This is a genomic window from Caenispirillum salinarum, from assembly GCF_044803115.1.
Lineage (GTDB): Bacteria > Pseudomonadota > Alphaproteobacteria > Rhodospirillales > Rhodospirillaceae > Caenispirillum > Caenispirillum salinarum_A.
On record NZ_CP085224.1, the window covers coordinates 4,211,843 to 4,227,336 of the forward strand.

The following is a 15,494-nucleotide window of genomic DNA, read 5'->3' on the forward strand; positions in this document are numbered from 1 at the left end:
AGGGAGCTTCTCTCATGACTGAGACCAACTATACGGAGGTCCGGGACGAGTTCGGCGTGGCGCACGAGCGCTTCGCCGGCGCCGACCCCGGCCTCTACAACGAGGACCTAGCCCCCTCCACGCCGGAGGCCAGAACCTGGCAGTGGTCGTCCATCGCCGCCCTTTGGGTCGGCATGGTCGTCTGCGTGCCCACCTACATGCTGTCGGCGGGCCTGGTGTCGGAGGGCATGGCCTGGTGGCAGGCGGTGCTGACCGTGCTGGCCGGCAACGTCATCGTGCTCATCCCCATGATGCTCATCGGCCATGCGGGCACGAAGCATGGCATTCCGTTTCCCGTGCTGTTGCGGTCCTCCTTCGGCACGCGCGGCGCCAAGCTGCCGGCGCTGATGCGCGGGCTGGTCGCCTGCGGCTGGTTCGGCATCAACACCTGGGTCGGCGGCATGGCGATCTACGTCATCCTCAACACCCTGACCGGCGGCATCTTCAAGGGCGACCCGCTGCCGGTGCTCGGCATCGACTGGGCGCAGACGCTGTGCTTCCTGGCCTTCTGGGCGCTGCACGTCTGGTTCATCCGCCACGGCACGGAAAGCATCCGCTGGCTTGAGAACCTGGCCGCCCCCTTCCTGCTGCTGATGGGCCTGGCGCTGCTGGGCTGGGCCTACATCCAGGCCGGCGGCTTCGGCGAGATGCTGTCGACCCCGTCGGCCTTCGTGGAAGGCGGCGAAAAGGAAGGCCAGTTCTGGGCCGTGTTCTGGCCGGGCCTGACGGCCATGGTCGGGTTCTGGGCCACCATGGCGCTGAACATCCCCGACTTCACCCGCTTCGCCCGCAGCCAGAAGGACCAGGTGGTGGGCCAGATGGTCGGCCTGCCGCTGCCCATGGCGCTGTTCGCCTTCATCGGCGTCGCCGTGACGTCGGCCACCGTCGTCATCTTCGGCGAACCCATCTGGGACCCGGTGGCGCTGGCCGGCAAGATGGGCGGTGTCGGCATCATCGTGGCGCTGGCCGCCCTGATGGTCGCGACGCTGACCACCAACCTGGCGGCCAACGTGGTGGCTCCGGCCTACGGGTTCTCGAACCTCGCGCCCAACAAGATCAGCTTCAAGATGGGCGGCTACATCACCGCCGGCATCGGCATCGCCATGTTCCCCTGGAAGCTGCTGGAGACGGCGGGGAGCTACCTGTTCACCTGGCTGGTGGGCTATTCGGCCCTGCTGGGCCCCATCGCGGGCATCCTGATCGTCGACTACTTCCTGATCCGCAAGACCGCGCCCAAGGTGTCGGACATGTTCCGCGCCCACGGCCGCTACACCTACACGAACGGCTGGAACTGGGTGGCGATCTTCGCCTTCGCGGTCGGCGTCCTGCCCAACCTGCCGGGCTTCCTTGACGCCGCCGGCATCATCGAGGGCGTGGGTCCCTTCTGGAAGACCCTCTACGGCTATGCCTGGTTCGTCGGCCTGTTCATCGCCGGCCTCCTCTACGGCGGCCTGATGTGGGGCAAGCGGCACGCGGAAGCCGCGCAGATGGAAACCGAGGCGGCCCCCACCGCCTGACCTGACGGGAGGGGGGAGCCCGGAACGGCTCCCCCACCCTTTCCCAAAGCAACGACAAGACGGCCAAAACGAGACCTGGGAGTATATCCGATGGCACTTCTCATCAAGGGCGGCACCGTCGTCACCGCCGAGACCACCACCCGCGCCGACGTCCTGTGCGAGGACGGCAAGATCGTCGCGGTGGGCGAGAATCTCGACGCCCCCGCCGGCGCGGAAATCGTGGATGCCGGCGGCGCCTACGTCATGCCGGGCGGCATCGACCCGCATACCCACATGCAGCTGCCCTTCATGGGCACCGTCGCCAGCGAGGATTTCTACACCGGCACCGCCGCGGGCCTCGCAGGCGGCACCACCATGATCATCGACTTCGTGATCCCGGCCCCGCAGCAGCGCCTCATGGACGCCTGGAAGCAGTGGCGCGAATGGTCGGAGAAAGCCTGCGCCGACTACTCCTTCCACGTCGCCGTTACGTGGTGGGACGAAAGCGTGTCCGAGGACATGGGCACGCTGGTGCGCGAGCACGGCGTCAACAGCTTCAAGCACTTCATGGCGTACAAGAACGCCATCATGGCCGGCGACGAGATCCTGGCGAACAGCTTCAGCCGAGCGCTGGAACTGGGCGCCATTCCCACCGTCCACGCCGAGAACGGCGAGCTGGTCTTCCGGCTTCAGCAGAAGATGAAGGACCTGGGCATCATGGGGCCGGAGGCGCACCCCATGTCCCGCCCGCCGCAGGTGGAGGGCGAGGCCGCCCAGCGCGCCATCCGCATCGCCGAGGTGCTGGGCACGCCGCTCTACATCGTCCACAACTCCTGCAAGGAGGCGCTGGACGCCATCACCCGCGCCCGCGCCGACGGCCAGCGTGTCTATGGCGAGGTGCTGGCGGGCCATCTGCTGATCGACGAGAGCGTCTACCGCCACCCGGACTACGACTACGCCGCCGCCCACGTCATGAGCCCGCCGTTCCGCTCGAAGGAGCATCAGGAGGCGCTGTGGAAGGGCTTGCAGTCGGGCAACCTCCAGACCACGGCGACCGACCACTGCTGCTTCTGCACCGAGCAGAAGGCCATGGGCAAGGATGACTTCTCCAAGATTCCCAACGGCACGGCGGGCATCGAGGACCGCATGGCCGCGCTCTGGACCCACGGCGTCGGCGCCGGCCGCCTGACCATGAACGAGTTCGTGGCCGTCACCTCCACCAACACGGCGAAGATCTTCAACATCCACCCGCGCAAGGGCACCATCGCGCCGGGCGCCGATGCCGACATCGTGGTGTGGGACCCGGCGGCGACCAAGACCATCTCGGCCAAGACCCACCACCAGAACATCGATTTCAACATCTTCGAGGGCATGGAGGTCACGGGCCTACCGGTGGTCACCGTCAGCCAGGGCAAGGTGGTGTGGAAGGACGGCCAGTTGAACGTCGAGCGCGGCGCCGGCCGCTACATCGACCGCCCGGCCTTCCAGCCCGTGTTCGACGTGCTGAAGAAGACCGCCGAGCGCACCCGCCCCACCGCCGTCAACCGCGCGACGGCCACCGCCGCGGAATAACCGGTACCCCTCCCAGGCCGACCGCGTACACGGATCAACGGCCGACACTGGGGGAGGCCCTGCTGCAGGGCCTCCCCTCTTTTTCGTCGGAGCCGGCGTTCCCGTCTCTCAGCTTTCGCGGAAGCTGCGGCGGACGCTTTCGGCCAGCGGCTGGATCAGGTAGTCCAGCATGGTGCGGGTGCCCGTCAGGATCATCACGTCGGCCGGCATCCCCGCCATCAGGCGGACGGTCTCGCCGCCGGCGGCCTTCAGCGCCGCGGGGTCGACCTCGACCCGCGCCAGGAAATAGGGTTCGCCCGTGGCCTCGTCCGTCAGCCGGTCGGCGGAAATCGACCGCAGCGTGCCGACAATCTGCGGCATGGAGCGCTGGCGGTAGGCCGTCAGCACCACCCGCGCCGCCATGCCGGGGCGCACCGTGTCGATGTCCACCGGCTTGACGCGCGCCTCCACCACCAGACGCGCCGCCTCGGGCACGATGTCCAGGATGGGCTCGCCCGCGCCCAGGACGCCCCCCGACTCGGTGGTGACGCGGACGTTCATCACCCGGCCGTCGATCGGCGCACGGACCAGCCGGCGCGCAAGGACGTCGGCCCGCGACGGCGCCTGGCTGCGCAGCCGCGCGAGTTCCGCACGCACGCGCGTCAACTCTTCGCTCACCCGTTCGTGGTCCTGCTGACGCAGCGTCAGGCGCTCCATCTCCGTCTCGCCGATCTTCTGCGCGTTCCGGGCGATGGAGGCGCGGTTCGCCGCCATCTCCGCCCGTATGTCCGCCTGCTGCCTCTTGAGCCCGAGAAGCCGCGGCAGGCGTTCCAGGCCGCTGCGGTAGAGCTGTTCGACGTTGGCGATTTCTTCCGCGATCAGGGCGACCTGCTCCTCCTGCGCCGCGATTACCTGGCGCAGGCCTGTGATCTCCTCGTCCAGTTGCGCGACCCGGCGGGACAGGATGCGCTCGCGTCCCTGCCGCGCGGCCCGGCGGCTGTCAAACAGCGCCGCCTCGCCGGCCATGGCGGCCGTGGCCGTGGCGGTGTCATCTTCCGCCGGCGGCGCCGCCAGCGCCTCCGGCCAGGCGATGGCTCCGGCGTCGGACTGCTCGGCCGTCAGCCGCGCCTCGGTTGCCGTCAGGTGGAGGATGCGCTCGCGCAGTTCGCGGTACTCGGCCAGGGCGCGGGTGTCCTCCAGGGTCACCAGCGGCTCGCCGGCTTGGACGGCCTGGCCCTCTCGGACATGGATGGCGCGCAGGATGCCCCCTTCCAGGTGCTGAACCGTCTTGCGGTGGCCGTCGGGGCTGACGACACCGGGTGCCACCGCCGCCCCCGCCAGCGGCGCCACCGCCGCCCAGGTGCCGAGCCCGCCGAAAAAGGCGATGGCGACGCCGTAGCCCAGAAGCCGCGATCCCCGCGTCAGGCGCGACAGCGAGGCCGCCGGCCGGTCGCCCGCCGCCCGGGCCTCGGCGTCGGCGTCGGCGTCGGCGTCGGCGGCGGGGGTGCGGCCCATGAAGGTCTTCAAGCGGGCGATCATGGCCCTACTCCGCCGCCTTGGGGTGAACCGGAGCGGCAGCGGCCACCGCCGGCGCCGGGCGTGTCGCGGCGCGATGACCGAGCGCCGCCTTAAGCACCTCGTCGCGCGGCCCGAAAGCGGCCACCAGCCCCTCGCGCAGCACCAGCACCACGTCGGCCGAGCGCAGCATGGCCGGGTGGTGGGCCACCAGCACGACGGTGCGGCCGTTTTCCTTCAGGTGCTCCAGCGTGCGCAGCAGGGCGCGGTCACCGTCCGCGTCGAGGTTGCTGTTGGGCTCGTCGAGCACGATCAGGGCCGGGTCGCCGAACAGGGCGCGCGCCAGCCCGATGCGCTGGCGCTGCCCGCCCGAAAGCCGGGCGCCGTGGACGCCTACGTCGGTGGCATAGCCGTCGGGCAGGCGCAGGATCATGTCGTGGACGTCGGCCAGCTTTGCGGCGGCGATGATTTCGCCGTCGTCGACGTCGCGCATGCGGGCGATGTTCTCCGCCACCGTGCCGGGGAAAAGCTCCACCTGTTGCGGCAGATACCCGAGATACCGCCCCCGGTCGTCGGACTCCCACCGGCCGACATCGGCGCCGTCCAGGCGGATGTGCCCGTGGGTGGGGCGCCAGGCCCCGACGATCAGCCGGCACAGCGTCGACTTGCCCGAGCCCGAGGGCCCGACGACACCGCAGGTCTGGCCGGCCTTCAATTCGAAGTCGATCTTGCGCAGGATGGGCTCGACCGATCCGGGCGGGGTGAAACGGACGGCTTCGGCCGTCAGCCGCCCCTCGGGCCGCGGCAGCGAGACGGCGGTGCAGCCTTCCGGGCCCGCCCCCTCGAACAGCGCCGCAAGGTTGCGGCGCGCGCCGCGGTAGGAGACATAGCCGCGCCAGGCGGAAATGGAGCGCTCCACCGGCGACAGGGCGCGGCTGAGGATGATGGAGGAGGCGATCATGGCGCCGGCGGTGATGGCCCCCTGGAGGACCAGCCATGCGCCGGTGCCCAGGATCGCTACCTGAAGGGCCAGACGCACGGACCGCGAGATGTTGAACAGGCCCGCCGTGGTGTCGGTAACGGCGAGGCTTTGGGCGTGGGCGTCCTGATGGGCGCGGCGCCAGCGGTCCAGCAGCGGCCGCGTCATGCCCAGCGCCGCCACGGTCTCCGCGCTGTCGACGTACCGTCCCGCCGCGGCCGCCGCCTGGCGCACGCGGGCGCCGGCGCTCTGCTGCGGGCCGCGCGTCAATCGGTCGTTGAGCACGGCGCAGAGGAACAGAGCGGCCGCCCCGCCCAGCGCGATGCCGCCCAGCACCGGATGGATGAGCCAGATGATGGCGATGAACACCGGCGTCCACGGCGCGTCCAGGAAGGCCAGCACCGACTCGCCGCCGACGAAGCCGCGCACGTCCGCCACGTCCGACAGGCCGGCGTCGGGTGCGGCGGCGGCGGAAGCCGGACCGCGCGTCAGCCGCCGCTCGATGGCGCGGCGGATCACGGGGGCGCTGAGTTCGGTATCCAGCCAGGCGCCGATGCGCGCGAGCAGCCGCCGGCGCGCCTGCTCCAGCAGGCCGTAGACCGCGATGGCGCCCAGGGTGACGACGGTCAGCCACACCAGCGTGTCCAGCGATCCGCTGGACAGCACCCGGTCGAACACCTGAAGCATGTAGATGGAACTGGCCAGCAGCAACAGATTTGCCAGGAAGCTGAACAGGAACAGCGCCGGCATCTGCCGGCGCACATCGGCGCTGACACGGTCGAACAACGTGGACGTCATGATACTCCCCCTGACGGCGGCCAGACCGTTCGGGAGCATCTTGGTAGGATGGAGAGCCCACCGTCACGGGCGCAGGGGTGGTGCCACGATACCCACATCTATCCACTGAGGACGCGGGCGGGCGGCAGAGGACGGGTGGCCGGTGTCAGCCCTGGGCGTTGGCCGAGGCCGGCTCCTCTGCCTTGGGGACCGTGCCGCTCTCGGGCGCATCGGTCCAGTCCACTTCGAAGCGGCGGGCGGTGGCGGGCGGGTTTTCCAGCGTCAGGCGGAAGCCGGTTGTCGATTCGGGCGCCACCGTTTCCTGCGGCGGGCGCGAAACCATGGACTGCACCGGCTTGTCCTCGGCGTCGTAGAGGGTCAGACGCAGGTGCGGCACCGTCCGCTCGTCGCCGGCCACGTTGGCGATGAAGCCGCGCACGATCAGCGTGTCGACGCCGTCTTCCACCACGCGCTCGCCGGCGACGTTCTGGAAGCGCAGGCCCATGCCGAGCGTCTGCACCGGCGCGCCCAGCGCGGCATAGAGCGGCGCAGTCTGCGGCACCCAGGCAACCACCTGCTGGCGCCCGTACCACGCGCCGGCGGCCAGGCCGCCGACCACGACCAGCAGCAGCACCAGCACCATGGGCCAGCGGCGCTTGGGCTTTTCGTCCTCGTCGTCGGGCGAGCCGAACATGGAGGGGATGGGATCGGGCTCGTCGGCGTCGAGCAGGCGCCCCAGGTCCTGGCGCTCCGCCTCGTCGTCAAGGTCGTCGTCGCCGCCCAGGTCGTTGTTGTCGAGCATGGCCGCGATGGCGCTGAGGTCGGTGGTGTCGTCATCCGCCTCCGGCCGCCGTCCGCCGGGGCCCGACTCCATGGGGATGTCGCCGCCGTCCGGCTCCGCCGCCTGGCGCGGAGCCGGGCCGCCGGGGTCCATCTCCAGCGGCACGTCGGCGCCGCCTGCGGTGGCGGGCTCGGGCGCCGCGCCGGCGGGAACATCGCCCGCCGCCATGTCTTCCATGGGAGCGGCCCCGGCCTCGGCCTCGTTGTCCTCCGGCATCTGGTGCCACTTGTGCCCGCACTTGGCACACTTCATCTTGCGACCGGATGCACCGATGGCACCGTCGGGAAGCGTGAAGCGGGTCTCGCAGTTCGGGCAGCTGACGATCATTCGTTCTGCTTGTCTCGCAAAAAAGCTCTGATACTTATAGGACTTGCGCTTTATCAACACAAGCTTCACCGGTCCGGCTGGACGGATCGGCGGCGGCCATGTAAACCTGCGGCCCGGTGAAGGTGAGGAAACCGTGCGGACTTCCCCGAATACCCAGGACGCCGTCGTGCGCTTCGAGAACGTCGGCCTGCGTTACGGCAACGGCCCCGAAGTGCTGCAGGACGTGACCTTCGCCCTGGGCCCGGGCTCGTTCCATTTCCTGACCGGCGCCTCGGGCACCGGCAAGACGTCGCTTTTGTCGCTGCTCTACCTGGCACGGCGGCCCTCGCGCGGGCTGATCGGCATTTTCGGCCGCGACGTCACCGCCATGAAGCGCGACGACCTGCCGCCCATCCGCCGCCGCCTGGGCGTGGTGTTCCAGGATTTCCGCCTGCTCGACCACCTGAGCGCGCTCGACAACGTGGCCCTGCCCCTGCGGGTGGCCGGCGTGTCCGAGTCCGACATCCAGAAGCACGTGCCGGAGCTGCTGACCTGGGTGGGCCTGGCCGACCACATCAACGCCAAGCCGCCGACGCTTTCGGGCGGGCAGAAGCAGCGCGTCGCCATCGCGCGGGCCGTCATCAACCGGCCCGACGTGCTGGTCGCCGACGAGCCCACGGGCAACGTGGACGACCGCATCGCGTTGCGCCTGCTGCACCTGTTCGCCGAGTTGAACCGCCTGGGCACCACCGTCGTCATCGCCACCCACAACGAAACCCTGGTGCGCCGCTTCCGCTTCCCGCGCCTGAACCTGGCCGGCGGCGGCCGGCTGGACGTGCTGCCGCCACTGGCCGACGTGGAGGAAGGCGCGGCCGAGGGCGGCGGCCCGGCCGCGCCCGGCGCCATGGCCGGCGTCGGCCCCGTTCCCCCGGCCTCGCTGGCGGCACGGAGCGACGGCTGATGATCCCGTTTTTCGCACCGCGCGCCAACCTGCCCATCAGCGCCGATTCGACCGGCCGCTATCTGCCGTGGCTGGTCGCCATGATGGTGTTCCTGGCCGTGCTGTCGCTGGCCGGGGCGCTGGCCGTCGGCGGCGTGCTGGACGAGTGGCGCCGCGACGTGGCCGGCACGGTGACCGTGCAGATCGTGCCGGCGACCGGCGTCGACCCCGCCAGCGCGCGGGTCGAGACGGACCGGCGGGTCGACCAGGCGCTGGCCGTCTTGCGCGACCGCCCGTTCGTCGCCAGTGCCGAGCCGCTGGAGGAGCCGCGCCTGGTCGCCCTGCTGGAGCCGTGGCTCGGGGCGTCGGACCTGGTGCGCGACCTGCCGCTGCCGCGCCTGATCGACGTGCGCGTCGCCGCCGACGCCCGGCCCGACCTGCAGGCCCTGGGAGAGGCCCTGCGCGAGGCGGTGCCCGGCGCCTCGCTGGACGACCACCAGGTCTGGCTGGCCGGCATCATCGACCTGGCAGAGGGGCTGTCGCTGCTGGGCGTGCTGGTGGTGGGACTGGTCGCCGCCGCCACCGCAGCCACCGTCGTCCACGCCACCCGCCTGGGGCTGGAGGTGCACCGGGAGCAGATCGAGGTGCTGCACCTGATCGGCGCGCACGACCGCTACATCGCCCAGCAGTTCGCCGCCCGCATGGTGGGCTGGACGCTGGAGGGCGGCCTGATCGGCCTGCTGGTCGCCATGCCGACGCTCATGCTGGTGAGCTGGCTGGCGGCCGACATGGAGCAGGGATTGTTGCCGCCGTTCTCGCTGTCGTTCTGGGACTGGATGGCGCTTGCCCTGGTGCCGGCCGGTGCCGCGCTGCTGGCGCTGGTGACCGCGCGCATGACCGTGCGCCGGGCCCTGCGCCGCATGGTCTAGGCGAAGGGCCGCCGCCATGGCCGACGAGTTCCGATCCCGCTCCCGCCCCCGCTCCACCTCCGACCACGGCGGTCGCGGCGCGCGTCCGCTGTGGCGCCGCATGCTGCGCTGGCTGTGGAGCGGCGCCGGCATTGCGCTCGTGCTGGCGCTGGCCTGGGCGGCGGGATTGGTTTGGTACGCCGCCGACATCCCCGACGAGGTCGCCGATCGCGACACGCGCACCGATGCGATCGTCGTGCTGACGGGCGGGTCGGAGCGGCTGCAGACCGGCCTGTCCCTGCTGCTGGCCGACCGCGCCGACATGCTGTTCATCTCGGGCGTGCATCCCTCGCTGGACCTGTCGGCGGTGCTCAAGGGCACGCCCGACCTGCCCGACGACCTGCCCGAGTCGCTGCGCCGTCGCATCCGCCTGGGCACGGTGGCGGGCGACACCATCGGCAACGCGGTGGAAACGGCCGTTTTCGTGCGCGACCGGGGCCTGCGTTCGCTGCGGCTGGTCACGGCGGGCTACCACATGCGCCGCAGCCTGCTGGAGTTCGAGCGGGCCATGCCGCAGGTGGCCATCGTGCCGCACCCGGTCTTTCCCGAGCGCGTGCGCCAGAACGACTGGTGGCGCTGGCCGGGCACGACCCTGTTGATCGCCACCGAATACACGAAGTATCTCCTGGCGAGCCTGCGCCACTTTCTGACCGGCGCCGGCCCCGCCGCCGCCCTTCCGCCCGTCTCTTCCTGAGCATTCTGGGATTCCCGCCGCCGTGACCTTCCTGCGCTCGCTTCTGTTCAATGTCGCCTGGCTGTCGTGGACGGTCATCTGCTGCCTTATGTTCATCCCCCTGCTGCCGCTGCCCAAGGGCGTCATGAAAAGCGCGGCGCGGCTGTGGACGCGGGGCATCCTCACACTCGCCCGCTGGATGGTCGGCCTGCGCTACGAGATCCGGGGGCTGGAGAACCTGCCGGCGGACGGGCGCTGCATCGTCGCCGCCAAGCACCAGTCGGCGTGGGACACCTTCTTCTTTCACGGCGTCCTGGCCGATCCGGTCTACATCCTGAAGAAGGAACTGCTGCGCATCCCCTTCGTCGGCTGGTACATGGCCCGCACCCAGCAGATCGGCATCGACCGCTCCACCGGCGCGAAGGCCCTGAAGTTCATGGTCAGGGCCGCCAACCAGGCCGCCGACGAACAGCGCCAGCTGGTCATTTTCCCCGAGGGCACGCGCACGCCACCGGGCGATTCTCGCCCCTACAAGCCGGGCATCACCGCGCTCTACGGGCGGCTCGACCTGCCTGTGGTGCCGGTCGCCCTGAACTCGGGCCTGTTCTGGGCGCGGCAGTCTTTCATGAAGTATCCCGGGACCATCGTGGTGGAGTTCCTGGAGCCCATCCCGCCGGGGCAGGACAAGCGCGTCTTCATGAAAACCCTGCACGAGCGCATCGAAGACGCCTGCGCCCGCCTCAACCGCGAGGCCGGCTTCACCGCCACCGGCGCCGATGCCTCGGGCTTTCCGGCGGAATAGGCAGCCCCCTCGCCCGCGCCCAAGCCTGTGGATAACCTGGTGGACAGTTTTTGATCCACAGGGTGTGGATGACTGTGGAAAACCGCTGATTCCCTGGCTTTGTCGGGAGTCGCTGCATGGCGGAACCTGTGGATGACGTGCGGCCGCGGCGCTTGACGCACGGGTTGCGCGCGCCCATCGTTGTCTTCGGGAAAGCATTGAGATTCCTCGGAGTCGGCCGCGCATGCACGAGCCCACCGGCATCGCCCAGCAGATCTGGGACATGAAGTACCGGCTGAAGCAGGCCGACGGCACCGCCATCGACCGCACGGTGGAAGACACCTGGGCGCGCGTCGCCCGCGCCCTGGCCGCGCCGGAAGCCGACCCGGCGGCCTGGGAGCCGCGGTTCCTGGAAGCCCTGCGCGATTTCGTGGTCCTGCCCGGCGGGCGCATCCTGGCCGGCGCCGGCACGCGCCGGCGGGTGACGCTGTTCAACTGCTTCGTCATGGGGCGGATCGAGGACGACATGGCCTCGATCTTCGAGCACCTGAAGGAGGCCGCCCTGACCATGCAGCAGGGTGGCGGCATCGGATACGACTTTTCCACCCTGCGCCCGCGCGGGGCGCCGGTGCAGGGCGTGCAGTCCGACGCCTCCGGGCCGATCAGCTTCATGGACGTGTGGGACGCCATGTGCCGCACCATCATGTCCGCCGGCAGCCGGCGCGGCGCCATGATGGGCGTCCTGCGCTGCGACCATCCCGACATCGAGGAGTTCATCGACGCCAAGCGTGATCCGGGGCGCTTGCGCATGTTCAACGTCTCGGTCCTGGTGACCGACGCCTTCATGGATGCGGTGCGCGAGGATGCCGACTGGCCGCTGGTGTTCGGCGGCGTCACCTACCGCACCATTCGCGCCCGCGCCCTGTGGGACCGCATCATGCGCGCCACCTACGACGTGGCCGAGCCCGGCGTCGTCTTCATCGACCGCATCAACGAACGCAACCCGTTGCGGTACTGTGAGGAGATCAGCAGCACGAATCCGTGCGGCGAACAGCCGCTGCCGCCCTACGGCACCTGCCTGCTGGGCTCGGTGAACCTGGCGAAGATGGTGGACCGGCCGTTCGAGGACGGGGCGGCGCTGGACCTGGACCTTCTGGAGGCGCGCGTCGCGGTGGCGGTGCGCATGCTCGACAACGTCGTCGACGTCTCGGGCTACCCGCTCGACGCCCAGCAGCAGGAGGCGCAGGCCAAACGGCGCGTCGGGCTGGGGGTGACGGGGCTGGCCGACGCCCTGGTCATGTGCGGCGCCCGCTACGGAAGTGCCGATGCCGTCCGGCTGACGGAGGCGTGGCTCGCGCGGCTCCGGCGGACGGCCTATCTGACCTCCGCGGACTTGGCAGCGGAAAAGGGGCCGTTTCCGCTTTACGACCGGGACGCCTACATGGCGTCGCCCACCATCCAGGCGCTGGACGCCGACGTGCGCGAGGCCATCGCCGCCAAGGGCATGCGCAACGGGCTGGTGACCTCCATCGCGCCGACGGGCACCATCTCGCTCTATGCCGACAACGTGTCGTCGGGGCTGGAGCCGGTGTTTTCCTACACCTACACCCGCCGGGTGCTCATGCCCGACGGCAGCCGCCGCGAGGAGACGGTGGCCGACTTCGCCTACGCCCTGTTCCGCGAGCGCTTCGGCCCCGAGGCTCCCCTGCCGCCGACCTTCGTGTCGGCCATGGAACTGAGCCCGCGCGACCACCTCGTCATGCAGGCGGCCGTGCAGAAGTACATCGACAGCGGCATCTCCAAGACCATCAACGTGCCCGAGGACATCGACTTCGATGCCTTCCAGGACGTCTACCGCCAGGCCTACGACCTGGGCTGCAAGGGATGCACCACCTACCGCCCCAACGCAGTGACCGGTGCGGTGCTGGAACTGGCGCGCGAGGAAGGCAACGCCGCCGCCGGCCTGCCCACCGACACCCTGCCGCCCGAACCCGGCGCGCCCACACCGCCCCACCCCGGCCCGCGCGTGCCCGAGACCACCACCGCGCCGCCGGACCGGCCGGAAACCCTGCCCGGCTATACCTACAAGCTGCGCTGGCCGGAGAGCGACCACGCCACGTACATCACGATCAACGACGTGGTGGAGCACGGACGCCGCCGGCCTTTCGAGGTGTTCATCAACTCCAAGAACATGGAGCACTACGCCTGGACGGTGGCGCTGACGCGCATGATCTCGGCCGTGTTCCGGCGCGGCGGCGACATCGGTTTCGTGGTGGAGGAACTGAAGGCCGTGTTCGACCCGCGCGGCGGGCAGTGGATGAACGGGCGCTACGTGCCGTCCATCCTTGCCGCCATCGGCGGCGTGATCGAGCAGCACATGATCCGCATCGGCTTCCTCAAGGAGGACGACCTGCCGCGCCTGGGGCTCGCCAACGGCAATGGCGTCGGCCCGGGCGGGGCAGACGGATCCGGCGGGGCGGCGCGCCTGCGCACGTGTCCCAAGTGCGGCCAGCCGGCGCTGGTGCGGCAGGAAGGGTGCGACACCTGCACCGCCTGCGGCTACTCGCGGTGCTCCTGACCGCCGCCTGCCGGCGTGGACGCGGCATAGGCGCTGAGCATGACGCGCACCGCCTCGTCCACCACCACATTGCGGCAGCGCGCCGTGTTCGGCAGTCCGAAGACGGCGCGATAGAAGGCCACCCGCAGCATGCCCAGGAACATCTCCGCCGCCAGGCCGGGATCGGGCACCGCGAGCGCCCCGCGCGCGTCCAGGGCCCGCAGGTATTCCTCCATGATGCCCGCCACGCGCGCCGGGCCGCTTTCATAGAAGGTCTGCGCCAGCTCCGGGAAATTGTGGCCCTCGGCGGCGATGGCCCGGTGCATGGCCAGCGCCTCCGGCCCGGTCACCATGTCCAGGTACATCTGGCCGACCGCTCGAATGCCCTTTTCCGCCGGCAAGGACATGACCTCGCAGGTGTGGCCGGTAAAGGCGTCCGCCTGGGCCTGCACGGCGGCGGCGAAAAGATCGTCCTTGCTCTTGAAGTGGCCGTAGACGGTGGGCTTGGAGACGCCGGCACGCTCGACCACCATGTCGATGCTGGTGGCGGCATAGCCGTGGTCGGCGAACAGGGCGCGAGCGGCCTCGAGAATGCAGCGGCGCTTGCGCTCGCTGCGGGTCTCGGCCTTCGCCGGCGCGGACGCGGCGGTCTCGGAACAGGAGGAATCGGGCATGGAACCTCTGGCGCGGTGGACGGTCACTGGCGCATCAACGCCTACCCCATACTAAACCGTTCAGTTTCCGTTTGCCAGCACCAGGACCAGTCTCGCCGGCGCCGTGTGCCCGGCACTGGCGCGCGCCCGGCAAACTTTTCTCCTAATCGTCGCGAAAACCTTCTGAACCTCTCCCCGGGGGCAGTCGTTGGGTGGGCATAGAGAGCTTGCGGCGGCGGCGCCGCATCCTTGGAACCGGGCGCCGCTTCCGTGTCGTGAAGAAAAAGGAGGAGATCACCGATGGGTATGCATCGCAATCTCATGCTCGCCGCCGCCATGACTGCCGTTGCGGGCTTCGCTGCCACGCCGTCGATCGCGGCCGAGGGCTACGAGACCGACATCATGCGCAGCGACACCTGGAAGCCGGGCTACACCAAGAGTGACAACGGCGACTATACCATGATCGTCCCGGAGACGCAGGAGGAAGCCGAAGGCTATCCCATGCAGATCATCCGCAGCGATTCGTGGAAGCCGGGTTACGTCAAGTCCGACCAGGGCGACTACGTGCTGCTGGCCCCGACCGAGGAAGCCAAGGGTGAAACCATTTCCATCATCCGCAGTGACACGTGGGAGCCGGGCTTCATGAAGTCGGACAACGGCGACTACATCAAGATCGTGCCGGGCCCGGAAGAAGCCTACAAGGAATAATATCCGGCACGGCCTGACAAGGAAGGGGCGGCTCCGCAAGAAGCCGCCCCTTTCGTGCGTGCGCGTCGTCGTCAGTCGCCGAGAACGCCGCTCACCGCCTCCGCGTGGTCGACCACGCGCAGAAGGGCGGCAAGCTGGCCGTCGTGGATTCCCAGGTCCTCGAGCTGCGCCAGGGTTTCGGCGATGTAGTCGCGCGACCGCCCCTTCCTGCCCACGCCCTGGCGGATGACCGCCACCTTCTCTGCCGTCGTGTAGCGGCCGGCGTACTGACGGTGCGCGGGGTCCGCGACGAAGCTGTAGGCGGCCACGCGGCGGCCGTCGTCCAGCGTGCAGGTCAGGTTGCGGCGCTTGTAGACGCCCGTCACCAGTTCGCGGTTGTCCAGATAGGACACCACTTCCGCCCGGTCCGCCCCGTCCACCAGATAGGCGCGCCCCCGGCAGGCGCCGCCCCGGTCCAGGCCCAGCACCAGGCCCGGAACCTCGGGCGTGCCGCGGTAGCGGATGGACAGGATGCAGGCGGCGCGATGGTACCCGCGCACGACGCCGGGGATCATTTCCTTGTACGGAAAGTCCGGCCGCCACATGAGCGAACCGTAGGCGAACACCCAGAAATCCCCCTCGGGCGCGCCTCCGGGATGGAAACCGGGATCCGGCGGCGGGACAAGGGTTGTCATGGGCGTCGCGTCCTTTGCGTCACGGGCTGGTCGCGC

Annotated in this window: 13 protein-coding genes; 8 read left to right on the plus strand and 5 right to left on the minus strand. The window is 70.0% G+C overall.

Translation table 11 applies throughout. From position 1 onward, the window contains the following. Positions 1-14: 14 nt before the first annotated feature. Complete coding sequence (locus LG334_RS19300) at positions 15-1,556, plus strand: NCS1 family nucleobase:cation symporter-1 (protein WP_404380579.1); 1,542 nt, start codon at positions 15-17, stop codon at positions 1,554-1,556. 90 nt (positions 1,557-1,646) lie between these two features. Next, positions 1,647-3,107 (plus strand): dihydropyrimidinase, encoded by a 1,461-nt coding sequence (gene hydA, locus LG334_RS19305; RefSeq protein ID WP_404380581.1) that lies wholly within the window; start codon positions 1,647-1,649, stop codon positions 3,105-3,107. Between the two features lie 108 nt (positions 3,108-3,215). On the opposite strand, the gene LG334_RS19310 is transcribed toward hydA, so the two are convergent. The 3 genes from LG334_RS19310 to LG334_RS19320 form a co-directional block, all read right to left on the minus strand. Beyond that, positions 3,216-4,625, minus strand: a complete 1,410-nt coding sequence (locus tag LG334_RS19310) for an HlyD family type I secretion periplasmic adaptor subunit (RefSeq protein WP_404380583.1) — start codon at positions 4,623-4,625, stop codon at positions 3,216-3,218. 4 nt (positions 4,626-4,629) lie between these two features. After that, entirely contained in the window at positions 4,630-6,378 is a 1,749-nt protein-coding gene (locus LG334_RS19315; RefSeq protein WP_404380585.1) for a type I secretion system permease/ATPase, read from the minus strand. A 145-nt stretch (positions 6,379-6,523) separates the two neighbouring features. Continuing rightward, a complete protein-coding gene (locus tag LG334_RS19320) occupies positions 6,524-7,525 on the minus strand; it encodes a DUF3426 domain-containing protein (RefSeq protein ID WP_404380587.1) in 1,002 nt (333 codons plus the stop codon). Between the two features lie 133 nt (positions 7,526-7,658). On the opposite strand from LG334_RS19320, the gene ftsE reads away from it, so the two are divergent. From ftsE to LG334_RS19345, 5 genes are all read left to right on the plus strand, one after another. Continuing rightward, a complete protein-coding gene (ftsE, locus tag LG334_RS19325) occupies positions 7,659-8,465 on the plus strand; it encodes a cell division ATP-binding protein FtsE (protein WP_404380589.1) in 807 nt (268 codons plus the stop codon). Continuing rightward, positions 8,465-9,373 carry a cell division protein FtsX gene (locus LG334_RS19330; RefSeq protein ID WP_404380591.1) on the plus strand — a complete coding sequence of 303 codons (909 nt, stop codon included), beginning with the start codon at positions 8,465-8,467 and terminating at the stop codon, positions 9,371-9,373. The genes ftsE and LG334_RS19330 overlap by 1 nt, the downstream gene beginning before the upstream one ends. 16 nt (positions 9,374-9,389) lie before the next feature. Further along, the gene (locus LG334_RS19335) at positions 9,390-10,106 is read left to right on the plus strand and encodes a YdcF family protein (RefSeq protein WP_404380593.1); all 717 of its coding nucleotides are present in this window, start codon (positions 9,390-9,392) and stop codon (positions 10,104-10,106) included. 22 nt (positions 10,107-10,128) lie between these two features. After that, positions 10,129-10,887, plus strand: a complete 759-nt coding sequence (locus tag LG334_RS19340) for a lysophospholipid acyltransferase family protein (RefSeq protein ID WP_404380595.1) — start codon at positions 10,129-10,131, stop codon at positions 10,885-10,887. A 223-nt stretch (positions 10,888-11,110) separates the two neighbouring features. After that, positions 11,111-13,444, plus strand: coding sequence for an adenosylcobalamin-dependent ribonucleoside-diphosphate reductase (locus tag LG334_RS19345; RefSeq protein ID WP_404380597.1), 2,334 nt, complete (start codon positions 11,111-11,113; stop codon positions 13,442-13,444). On the opposite strand, the gene LG334_RS19350 is transcribed toward LG334_RS19345, so the two are convergent. Beyond that, positions 13,426-14,097 carry a TetR/AcrR family transcriptional regulator gene (locus tag LG334_RS19350; RefSeq protein ID WP_404380599.1) on the minus strand — a complete coding sequence of 224 codons (672 nt, stop codon included), beginning with the start codon at positions 14,095-14,097 and terminating at the stop codon, positions 13,426-13,428. The genes LG334_RS19345 and LG334_RS19350 overlap by 19 nt on opposite strands. Before the next feature lie 279 nt (positions 14,098-14,376). On the opposite strand from LG334_RS19350, the gene LG334_RS19355 reads away from it, so the two are divergent. Then, positions 14,377-14,784: a hypothetical protein gene (locus LG334_RS19355; RefSeq protein ID WP_404380601.1), complete on the plus strand. Its 408-nt coding sequence runs from the start codon at positions 14,377-14,379 to the stop codon at positions 14,782-14,784. A gap of 71 nt (positions 14,785-14,855) precedes the next feature. Here the strand turns inward: LG334_RS19355 and LG334_RS19360 are convergent, their stop codons facing one another. Continuing rightward, positions 14,856-15,458 carry a gamma-glutamylcyclotransferase gene (locus LG334_RS19360; protein ID WP_404380603.1) on the minus strand — a complete coding sequence of 201 codons (603 nt, stop codon included), beginning with the start codon at positions 15,456-15,458 and terminating at the stop codon, positions 14,856-14,858. Between the last annotated feature and the right edge of the window lie 36 nt (positions 15,459-15,494).